Raw genomic sequence first — 9770 nt, 5'->3', positions numbered from 1 at the left:
CTCAGCCCTCCAGCGCGGCGTAGAGGTCGGCCGCCATGGCCGCCGGCACCCGCGATTTGTGGTGCCAGTCGGGATCGTGTTCGGCGAAGGGAATACCCTTGCCCTTGACGGTGTGGGCGACGACGGCGGTCGGCCGATCGGGGTCGAGGGGAAGGCGGTGGAACAGCGCCGACAGGGCGGCGACGTCGTGGCCGTCGACCTCCTCCACCGCGAAGCCGAACGCCCGCCATTTGTCGGCCAGCGGCTCCAGGTCGAGGATCTCGGCGGTCGGGCCGGCTGATTGGATCTTGTTGTAGTCGACGACGGCGGTCAGGGTGGCGAGGCGGTGCTTGGCGGCGGACATCGCCGCCTCCCAGACCGAGCCCTCGTTGATCTCGCCGTCGCCCATAACGACGAAGACGCGGGAGTTGCGCCGGGCCATGCGCTGCGCGAGGGCCATGCCCACGCCGATCGACAGCCCGTGGCCGAGCGCGCCGGTCGACGCCTCGACGCCGGGGACCTTGCCGGCCTCGGGATGGCCGCCGAGGAAGGAGTGGGACCGGCAGAAGTCCCGCAGGGCGTCGGCCGGGAAATAGCCCTTATCGGCGAGCAGCGCGTAGAGCGCCAAGCAGCCGTGCCCCTTGCTGAGCACGCAGCGGTCGCGCTCCGGCCAAACCGGCTGGTCCGGCCGGAACCGCAGGACCTCGTCGTAGAGGACGCGCAGGATCTCGATCAGCGACATTGAGGAACCGATGTGCCCGCGGCCGCCGCCGGCGAGGGCGTCGACCACGAGCCGGCGCAAGGCGCGCGACCGGCCGTCGAGAGCGGTGTCCGGGAAGGGGCTGCGTGCGAGCGCAACGGGGTCGACGGTCATTCAGTCACTCCGACGGTGGGGCCGGACCGGGGCCGGTCAGGCCTTCGGATCACGCAGGTCATAGCAGGATCGGCATTCCTTCGGCACGGCGCCGTCGATGTGCGCCTGCCGGAAGGCGGTGGCGCGCTCGCCGTGCCACACCGACGCGATGTCGCGGGCGTCGCCCAGTTCGCTGACCTCGGGGTTGCCGATGATGCAGCACGGCACGAGACGCAGGTCCGACGACACGTAGGCCCGCTCGAACGGCCATGGGCAAAGCGAGTTGCGGTCGCCGGTGCGATACTTCTCCGACACGCGCCAAAAGCGCACGGTAATGCCGTGCCGCTCGCCGCGGGCGATCAGGTCCATTACCTCGCGCCGGGTGAACTGTGCCTCGACCGTGACCGCGTCGTTGCGGTCGCGCCAGCGCTCCAGCCCGAAGTCGACGAGGTTGAGGGAAAAGGCCATGCTGCGGAAGCCCATTTCCGCCGCGAGGTCGACGAGGGCCGGCAGTTGGTGACGGTTGTCGCGCTGCACGACCGTCCACATCTTGGTTCGCTCAATGCCGAGGTCGGCGCAGTAGCCATTGATCAGCTTGCAGTTTTCGACGACGCGGTCGAACACGGCGCCGCGGCGGATCGATTCGAAGGTGTCCTTGTCGGCGCCGTCGATGGAGATCTGCACCTCGTTGACGCCGGAATCGATGAGTTTGCGGTGGTTGTCGTGAAGGTGCAGCAGTGAGGCGTTGGTCGTCGTCCGCACCCAAATATGGCGGGCGCGAGCGTAGCGGATCATCGCGAAATAATCGTCGCGCTGTAGTGTCGGTTCGCCCAGCCCCTGGACCTTGATCTCCACCAGTCCTGGCAGGTCGTCGATAATCCGCTTGAACTCCCCAGGCGGCATGTCGACGGCGCGCTGACCCTTGGGCCATTCGCTGACGGCGCACATGGTGCAGCGGAAGTTGCAGCGGCTGACGTTCTCGAAGTCCATGCGCACCGGCAGGTACGATACCTGCGCCTGGCGGCGATCGGCGCGCATGTAGGCGATGTAGTTGCGCAGCCGCTCCGGCGAGCGCGACAGGCAGATGCGGCGCTCGCGCAGATAGGCCTGCATGTCCGGCACCGGCTCCGGAGTGGGCAGGTCGCCGAGCGGCTCGCCCTCGTCCGCCCGGTAGTCCGCCGCCGCGCCGCTTTCCATCGCGTTGGCTCCCATGTCCGCATCTCCGCTCCGATTGCGCCGGGTTACACGTCCCGGAAAACGTCCATACACTGCTCGATCGTCAGGCCGACGTCGAGGTAACGGTAGCTGCCATTACGGCCGATCGAGAAGACGCCATCGGGCAGGGCTTCGACATACTGCTGGTGGCGGTCCTGGTCAGCTTTCATCGGGTATGGATAGAGTTTATTGCGGGTCGACGGGACCTCAATGCCAAGCAACGTCGTCGGTGATTCGTAGTGATAGAATTTTTTGTATTCGACGATCCGGGTGAACGGTTCCGCGTTCGCGTAATAGAGGAAGTAGATCTCCTTCGGGAATACGCTTTCCACCGGTAGCACGATCTTCAGGAAATCACGGCCGGCCCAGCGCAGCGGGCCGAATTCGTTCTTGAGGATGACCTCCGGCGACACCGTGGAGACGATGAGGTCGTAGGCGTGCCACTCGCCGGCGATCCGCACCCGGCGGTTGGCGATGTCGTAGTCCTCGATGGTGGTCTCGAGGTGCACTTTCGCCCGGTCGGTCGCCCGCGGAAAATAATCATCATAGCCATTGAAGGCAAAGGGAAATCCGGAAATTGCATCGGACCACGCAGCCTTCGATCCGGACTTGAGCGCCACCCCCTTCGGTGTGAATCCGAAATCGGTGATCTCTGTGTTGCTCTCGATCCCCCACATCTTGCGCGAGTAACCGTCGACGAACTTGTCATAGAGGGTGGGTCCGACCGAGAAGACCCAGTATTCCTCGAGGTTCCGGGCGCCCTCGGGGCCCCGGCATTCCGCCAGTTCCTTCAGGATCTGCTCGCGATCCGGCATTTCCTCCACCTCGTCGCGGTGGATCGGGAAATGATAGAAGCTTTGGTCGCGTTCGATGTAGGTGAGGAACTCGTGCCCCTCCTCGTAGCGCCGCATCGGACACTTCCGGTTCAGGAACTCGAAGACCTCCTCGCGACGTGTCAGGAAGTGCCGGGGGCCGAGCGTGTAGGGGTGGCCGCCGTAGTAGAAGGTCTTGCAACCGCCCCCGAGGAACGGCGCCTGTTCCACCAACGTGACATCGTAGCCCTTGTCGCACAGCATGTCGGCGGCGATGCAGCCGGCGAATCCGCCGCCGATGATCAGCACCCGTGTCATGAACACTCCTTCGTTTCGCGCATCGCCAGGACGTGCGGATGTTTACGCAGCGGAACGGGTCTTCGTCAAACTCAGGTACTGCTGCCCGCGGCCGAACAGGGAACCGAACCGCGGCGCCGCCGCTATGGCCGCTGGATCGACGGTGCTTCCCGCCAGCAGGTCGGCCGCCTCCTGCAGGGCGTCGGCGATCATCGGCGAGAAGGTTTGCGCGTCAGCAACGATTTCGGCCAGCAGGGCGTTGAAGCGCTCCACGAACACCGGCCGGCGGTCGTGCTCGAACGCAGCGACCTGGGCGCGCGCCCGGGTGCAGAGGTCGTAGAGACGCTGGTTGTCTTCGACCGGCCGCGACGGCAGGACGCAACGGTGATCAAGCAGGTTGTGGGCAAGTTGCCAATAGTGGGTGATGGCGTTTGCGTTGAAGTCCCACTCGTCACCGACGATGGATTTGTACCACCGCCAGTCACTGACGAAGTGTGGTGACGAGCCGAAGAATTGGAACTCGGGAGCCAGAACGGCAATCGCCTCGGGAACGTTGATCAGCGGAATGATCGAGCCGGGATGGATCAGATTGTCGATGACCCAGTCATCGAAGCGGCGGTTGGCAAAGCGCAGGCTGGCCAGATGCGGTTCCATCATTGGCAGGATGCGGGCCACGCGGTCTTCGAGCGGCGCATCGGGATCGGAGGCCAACTGCGCCATCAGGCGACGGATGGTCTCGGGGAAGTGCGACAGGTGATCGACGCACGTGATCACCAGCATGCCTCCAGGGGCCGTCGCTGCCGACAGGATCGCCAGAATCTCCTCGGGGTTCGGCACGCCGGACAGCAGCCCTTCGCAGAAGACGAAGTCGGAAACGTCGTCGGGGCGGTAGTCCTCCAGGCGACTCCCCACAATCTCGATCATTCCGGTCGTCGCAGGATGCCCGGCAAAGAGGGCACGCATGTGCTCGATCCCCGTCGGGTTCCCCTCGACGAGGATGTATTGCCGCGGCGCCAGGCTGGCCGTGTAAAGGGCGTTGTGGCCACTGCCGGGGCCGACCTCGAGCACCCGCCGGCCGGCCAGCGTGCCAGGCGCGATACCGAGTTGGCGGTAGAGGGCGTGCCGGCGCTGGAAGTGGCGTTCTGTGTCGGAAACGTCCTGGCGGACCGGCGAGATCTTGTGGGCCGTGTAGAACCCGAGATGGGAGGCGGTGGTGCGGTCGCTCATGAAACTTCCTTTTCCGGCCGGCCCGCGAGCCACGGCAGCAGAACCGATTCGGCGTCGTGCTGGTGGAACTCGATCATGACGCCGTCCGGGTCGTGGATGAAGAATTGCAATATCCGGTCGGTACGGCCGCGCCGCACTTCGCAGGCGTGCCCGAGCGCGCGCAGCCGCCCGGCCGCCTCCTCGATGTCGTTGACCTCGAAGCACAGGTGACGGAACCGGCCACCATCCGGCTTCGACTCGGCATCGCGAAAGAACTCAAGGAAGGTGCCGTCACCGCATGACAGCATGGCCCCGTACAGCTCATCCCGATCGTTGCGGAACTCGTGCGCGACGGTGCAGCCCAGGACATCGCGGTAAAAAGTGACGGTCCGCGGAAGATCACCGCTGCCGAGGCACGCATGCGAAAGCCGTTTGAGCATGGCTTGGCTCCTCGCCAATTGCGTCCCGCCGTTGGCCGCAGCCACAGCCTGCGGATGTCGTCTTCGTCAACGACTGAGTATAGGGTGGGCAGTAAAGCATCTGTTAATTCCCCGCCGCCTGCCCCGCGAGATCGGCGGCCCGCTCCAGGAAACGACGCGCCTTGGCTTCCTGCACCGCCAGGACCGCGTCCCGGGATTCGCTCACGCCGGCGTGGAGGCGCTGCTGCCAGCGCTCGGGCAGGAATTCGTTGAGAATGATCAGACACCAGCGCAGGGCATAGAGCGGCAGGAGCACCGACAGTCGGACGGCGAAGGCATCATCGTTGCCGTAGATGCGGTCGGCACCGGCCCGGAACCGGGCTCGCAGCTCCGGCTCCAGCTCCATGCCGGGGTGCAGCAGCACATCGGCCACCAGCTTCACCGGATCGTCCCATCCGAAATACTCGAAATCGAGGAACGTCAATGCCCCGCAGTGGTCGCGCCGCGCGTTGTGGAATCCGAAGTCCGACGGGCTGAGCGTCCGGGCCTCCCACGGGAGGTCGGCGTCCGGGACGGTTCCGGCGCACTCCAGCAGTCGCCGCGCGCGCTCCGCGGCCTCATCCAGCAGGGGCCGTATCCCGTCTTCCAGAAGGCTGCCGATGCGATTGCCGGCCGCCGTGCGCAGGCGCCGGTGACGCCGCTCAAGTTGCTCCAGCAACTCCGCCGGAGACAGGCAGGCTTCGGTCGCCGAACCCAGGGCACGCGCGCCGTCGGCGCCGCGCAGCCCGTGTACGATCCTGAGAAAGTCCAGGGCCGCGTCCACATCCGCCGCCCCGGCGGGCAGTGCCGGGCCGCCGTCCGCCCAGGTAAACACCGCGGCACCGCGGCCGGGATCCGCCGCGATGACCCGCGGCACCATGGAGACGCCGTGCCGCGCCAGGAACGCCAGAGCCCCCGTCTCGCCGCCCAGACGGTCGCGATCGTCACCGTGGGAGGCATAGAGCTTGAGCGCGTAGGAGTCGCCACCGCAGGTGATCCGGAAGACCCGGCTGTTGCGGCCGCCGTAGACGCTCGCCACCCCGGTCACCGGTCTTCCCAGAAGGTCGGCAGCAATCGCGGCCGGGTCCCTGGTCGGCGGGTCAGCGGAAAAAGGCGTCATACAGGTCGCTCCAGCCGCGGTAGGTCCGGATGCCCCCCGCCGTTCCGCCGGGAGCGTCCGCCATGATCAGATGGCGGCTGACGCCGCTCGGAAACGCAGGGTCGAGCAGGACCTCGGGCAGGTCATCGATGAAATCGGAACACCCGGACCCGGCAATGCGGCGGATCTTGGCGTCGCGGGTCGCCTCGAAGTGGACCCGCTCCGGCACCAACCCGGTCCGGGCGGTGTCGAACAGGCCGGTATCGGCCATCCACCGCAGCGCCGCATCGCGCAGGTTGACGCGGGCGTCGTCGAAATGGCCGTGCTCGGTCTTGTGGCTGATGATGCGGACGGGAACGCCGCGTTCCCGGCATGCCGCCAGGAAAGCCGGCACCCCGTCGTGCAGGCGTGCGCGCGCCATGAAGCGGCCATAGACCTGTCCCTGCAGGCGCATCCAACCGGCCTCCCCGGCGGCGGATGCGCGGATCGCGGCCTTCACCGCCGCCTTGTCGCCGCAGAAATCGTGATCGAGAAGACCCATGGCGGCAGCGGCCGGTGCAAAGACATGGTCGTAGCAGACGATCGTGTTGTCAAAGTCGATGCCGAGCGATTCCGGGATCATGCCCGCCCGGTCTCCGCCCTCGCCGATGACCAGCCCATGGCGATGTCGAGAATGGCGTGGCAGATGGCGAGATGGGACACCTCGACGAAGCCATAGAGGTGCGAGGCCACGTGGAAGTTGAGGTCACCCATGCGTCGCAAAGGGTTGTCAGCGTCGAAGCCGCTCAGCGTCAGCACTCCGCAGCCGAGCGCCCGCGCCGCCTTGACCGCCTCCAGAATGTTGGGCGAGCGGCCTGAACTGCTGATCGCGACGAGCAGGTCGCCTTCGCGGCCGAACATGGTGATCTGGCGCGAAAAGACGTTCTCGTAGCCGAGATCGTTGCCAAGGCAGGTCAGGGCAGCCCCGTCATTGAATGCCATCGTCGGGATGCCTCCGTTCTTGGAGTAATCGATGGCAAGATGGCTAGCAATCCCCGCGCTGCCGCCGTTGCCGACCACCATCAGCTTGTTGCAGCGCTCGCCGGCCGCCCGCATCGCGGCGATGGCCGCCGCCACCGCCTCCTCCAGCGTCATCGCCCGCCCGGCGTCGTCGGTGGCGCCGGCGCTGCCGCACAGAGAGGCGAGCGTGGCGAAATAGTCCTGAACGTCGGAACGGGCCATCGGCCGGGCATCCTTCAGCGCAGCAGGGAGATGATGGACTTGATCAGGGCCGCCTTGTCGACCGACGCCCGGTGGCCAACGATGCCCACCTTGAGGGCACCGGCCACGTTGCCGACGAACGCCACGTCGCGCAGGTGACCGCCCGCGGCCATCAGAGGCGCGGTCACCGCCAGGAAGGCGTCGCCCGCGCCGACCGTGTCGACCACCCGGTCGGCAAAGGCCGGCACCCGGCACGGCGGCTCTCCTTCGGTGTACCCGATGCAGCCCTTCGCACCCTGGGTGACGATGATCCGCGGACAGCGGATGGCCGGAGCCAGGCGCTCGCCGATGATCGCGTCGACCGGGCTGAACTTGTCGCCGGCCGCCAGCCGCGCCTCGGCCGCGTCGATGCAGACGTAATCGGCGCGCGGAAACCTGGTGATCAGGTTGTAGCCGAAATTGGCGCTGTTGGTCTGGGTGTTGACCGCAAGGAACCGGGCGCTCTCGATGAGCGCAGCGACGCTCGCCGGCGAGATCATTCCATGACCGAAATCGTTGACGATCACCAGGTCATAGTCGGCGGCGATGGAGCGGATGGTGTTGATCAGGACGCTTTCCAGCGCCGGTTCGACCGGCGTGTCGTCCATGTGATAGACCTCGAACAGCTTGCGCAGCGTGCTCTGATCGACGTACCGGCACTTGCGGGTCGTGGGCCCCTTCCCGCGAACCAGCGCGCGCAGCCCGACATTGGGCTTGAGGTGAGTGCGGATGAACTCCTCACGGCTGTCTTCGCCGCCCAGCACCGTCAGGACGTCGACCTCCCGGCACAGGCTGGCGACGTGATTCGCCGTTGCCAGCACGCCGCCGGCGAACAACTCGCCCGACTGGTGCAGCGTGGCGATCAGGTTTTCCTTCGGCGTCTTGCTCATCGGCAGGACGTACCGGTATTCGTCGATGATGCTGTCGCCGACGATCAGGACACGCTTGGACCCGACGTCTTCGATCAGCGCCCGTATGCGCTCGAGATCGCCGGACCCCCGCATGCCATCGAGAAACTCGCGCAGGTCGGGATGGAACGGGTTGAGGTAACGGTTGATCAGTTCCGTGGAACTGAAGGTGATGTCCTCGGTGAAGGTGATGCGGCCGCCATAGCTCTCGACCAGCGCACGCTCGTCATGGATCTTGCCGGTGACGTCCTGGGCCGCGTCGGCATAGTCCGGGCCCTTGACGTAGACGTGCGGCCGGACCGCCGCGATCGCCGGCTCCGCCGTCGGCCCGATGTTGATCGCGACGTAGTCGACGAACGACAGGGAAGCCAGCATCTCCATGCGCAGCACCTCGGTGAACACGGGCCGGTTCGGGCCCTTGTTCACGAAGCGGTCCGGCGTCAGCGTGACGATCAGCATGGTGCCGTTCCGCCGCGCCTCCTGGAGATGGCGCACGTGCCCCATGTGCAGGAGGTCGAAGACACCGTGCGCCAGCACGACGGTCTCTCCCGCGGCCCGCGCTGCTTCGGTGATGCGCACGAGATCGTTCAGGGGCCGCATCTTGTGCGCGAGGGCGTCCATCGGCGCCTGCCGGCCCGTGGCCGTCCGGGCGTCCATCGTCGTGTTTCCCGCGGTCATGCGGTTGGCTCCGTCGTTCCGGGACCGAGATAGCGAAACCAGGACGACGTCGCCCGGGCAATGGCGTCCGGAGTCCAAAGGGGTGCCTCGGCCCAGTAATCGATGTTCTGCAGGACGCGCCCCACGCCCTCGGCAAAGTCCACCTCGGGCGACCAGCCGAGTTCATCCCGGATGCGCGTGATGTCGGCCCAGGTGCAGTCCGGCTCGCCCGGACGCTTGGGAAGGTGGGTGACCTCGCCCCCCAGCAGCTCGACGAGGCGGTTGACCGGCTGCGGGTTGCCCGCACCGACGTTGTAGGCGCGGCCGGCCCGGTTCGTCTCCGCCGCGGCCAGGAAGGCACGGGCCACGTCGGTGACGTAGATGAAGTCGCGGCGCTGCGTGCCGTCACCGACCACGGTGAACGGCTTGCCCGCCAGCTTCTGGCGCAGGAAGACGCCGATCACCGCGCCGTACGCACCCGACGTCCGTGAGCGCGTGCCATAGGCGTTGAAGATGCGGATGGAGTTGGCCGGCAAGCCGTAGACGCGGTTCCAATGGAATACCGCCTGCTCGCCCTGGTACTTGCTGAGCGCGTAGGGATACTTCGGATCGATGGGATGATCCTCGCGCGTCGGCACCTCCGCCAGTCCGTAGCAGGTGGACGAAGCGGCATAGACGAACTTCCGGATGCCGGCGGCTCGGGCGCCCTCGAGCACGCGAACCGTTCCCATGACATTGGTGTCCATGTACTCGATCGGCCGCTCGATCGACGGCACGATATCGCCGATGCCGGCGAAGTGGAACACGGCGTCGGCCCCGGCGAAGAGCGTGTTGTCCGGTTCCAGGGAGCGGATGTCGCCGATCTCCAGCGACAAGCGGGAATCCGCGGCATGGTGGGCGAGGTTGGCCTCACGCCCCCCGACAAGGCTGTCGATCACGCGCACACGGTAGCCACGCGACAGCAGCAGGTCGACCATGTGACTGCCGATGAAGCCGCAACCACCGGTGACGACGGCAACGGGGGCGTGGGGACTCGCGTTTGCCATG

10 protein-coding genes are annotated in these 9770 nt (G+C 66.5%); all 10 read right to left on the bottom strand.

Translation table 11 applies throughout. The features are described 5' to 3' along the window. Position 1: 1 nt before the first annotated feature. On the bottom strand, positions 2-853 hold the full coding sequence (locus tag AC6H2I_RS14845) for a transketolase (protein ID WP_497501434.1): 852 nt from the start codon (positions 851-853) through the stop codon (positions 2-4). A 36-nt stretch (positions 854-889) separates the two neighbouring features. Beyond that, entirely contained in the window at positions 890-2044 is a 1155-nt protein-coding gene (locus AC6H2I_RS14840; RefSeq protein WP_497501433.1) for a radical SAM protein, read from the bottom strand. 29 nt (positions 2045-2073) lie between these two features. Beyond that, on the bottom strand, positions 2074-3177 hold the full coding sequence (locus AC6H2I_RS14835; protein WP_497501432.1) for an FAD-dependent oxidoreductase: 1104 nt from the start codon (positions 3175-3177) through the stop codon (positions 2074-2076). A 42-nt stretch (positions 3178-3219) separates the two neighbouring features. Continuing rightward, positions 3220-4383, bottom strand: coding sequence for a class I SAM-dependent methyltransferase (locus AC6H2I_RS14830; RefSeq protein WP_497501431.1), 1164 nt, complete (start codon positions 4381-4383; stop codon positions 3220-3222). Beyond that, entirely contained in the window at positions 4380-4802 is a 423-nt protein-coding gene (locus tag AC6H2I_RS14825; RefSeq protein WP_497501430.1) for a VOC family protein, read from the bottom strand. Before AC6H2I_RS14825 ends, AC6H2I_RS14830 begins: the two co-directional genes overlap by 4 nt. A 103-nt stretch (positions 4803-4905) precedes the next feature. Beyond that, positions 4906-5940, bottom strand: a complete 1035-nt coding sequence (locus AC6H2I_RS14820) for an aminoglycoside phosphotransferase family protein (protein WP_497501429.1) — start codon at positions 5938-5940, stop codon at positions 4906-4908. Then, a complete protein-coding gene (locus tag AC6H2I_RS14815) occupies positions 5921-6541 on the bottom strand; it encodes a hypothetical protein (RefSeq protein WP_497501428.1) in 621 nt (206 codons plus the stop codon). Before AC6H2I_RS14815 ends, AC6H2I_RS14820 begins: the two co-directional genes overlap by 20 nt. Beyond that, positions 6538-7140: an SIS domain-containing protein gene (locus AC6H2I_RS14810; RefSeq protein ID WP_497501427.1), complete on the bottom strand. Its 603-nt coding sequence runs from the start codon at positions 7138-7140 to the stop codon at positions 6538-6540. Before AC6H2I_RS14810 ends, AC6H2I_RS14815 begins: the two co-directional genes overlap by 4 nt. A 14-nt stretch (positions 7141-7154) precedes the next feature. Continuing rightward, positions 7155-8744, bottom strand: coding sequence for a PfkB family carbohydrate kinase (locus AC6H2I_RS14805; RefSeq protein WP_497501426.1), 1590 nt, complete (start codon positions 8742-8744; stop codon positions 7155-7157). Next, positions 8741-9769 carry an NAD-dependent epimerase/dehydratase family protein gene (locus AC6H2I_RS14800; RefSeq protein ID WP_497501484.1) on the bottom strand — a complete coding sequence of 343 codons (1029 nt, stop codon included), beginning with the start codon at positions 9767-9769 and terminating at the stop codon, positions 8741-8743. Before AC6H2I_RS14800 ends, AC6H2I_RS14805 begins: the two co-directional genes overlap by 4 nt. Position 9770 lies beyond the last annotated feature (1 nt).

The sequence above is a fragment of the Azospirillum sp. NS33 genome (genome assembly GCF_059703765.1).
Note: the sequence above shows the minus strand (reverse complement) of the source record. Positions and strands in the feature narration are given on the sequence as shown.

Excerpts from the sequence above, each read along its gene's own strand:
- AC6H2I_RS14845 (WP_497501434.1), bottom strand. The coding sequence starts at position 853 with ATGACCGTCGACCCCGTTGCGCTCGCACGCAGCCCCTTCCCGGACACC.
- AC6H2I_RS14840 (WP_497501433.1), bottom strand. The coding sequence starts at position 2,044 with ATGGGAGCCAACGCGATGGAAAGCGGCGCGGCGGCGGACTACCGGGCG.
- AC6H2I_RS14835 (WP_497501432.1), bottom strand. The coding sequence starts at position 3,177 with ATGACACGGGTGCTGATCATCGGCGGCGGATTCGCCGGCTGCATCGCC.
- AC6H2I_RS14830 (WP_497501431.1), bottom strand. The coding sequence starts at position 4,383 with ATGAGCGACCGCACCACCGCCTCCCATCTCGGGTTCTACACGGCCCAC.
- AC6H2I_RS14825 (WP_497501430.1), bottom strand. The coding sequence starts at position 4,802 with ATGCTCAAACGGCTTTCGCATGCGTGCCTCGGCAGCGGTGATCTTCCG.
- AC6H2I_RS14820 (WP_497501429.1), bottom strand. The coding sequence starts at position 5,940 with ATGACGCCTTTTTCCGCTGACCCGCCGACCAGGGACCCGGCCGCGATT.
- AC6H2I_RS14815 (WP_497501428.1), bottom strand. The coding sequence starts at position 6,541 with ATGATCCCGGAATCGCTCGGCATCGACTTTGACAACACGATCGTCTGC.
- AC6H2I_RS14810 (WP_497501427.1), bottom strand. The coding sequence starts at position 7,140 with ATGGCCCGTTCCGACGTTCAGGACTATTTCGCCACGCTCGCCTCTCTG.
- AC6H2I_RS14805 (WP_497501426.1), bottom strand. The coding sequence starts at position 8,744 with ATGACCGCGGGAAACACGACGATGGACGCCCGGACGGCCACGGGCCGG.
- AC6H2I_RS14800 (WP_497501484.1), bottom strand. The coding sequence starts at position 9,769 with ATGGCAAACGCGAGTCCCCACGCCCCCGTTGCCGTCGTCACCGGTGGT.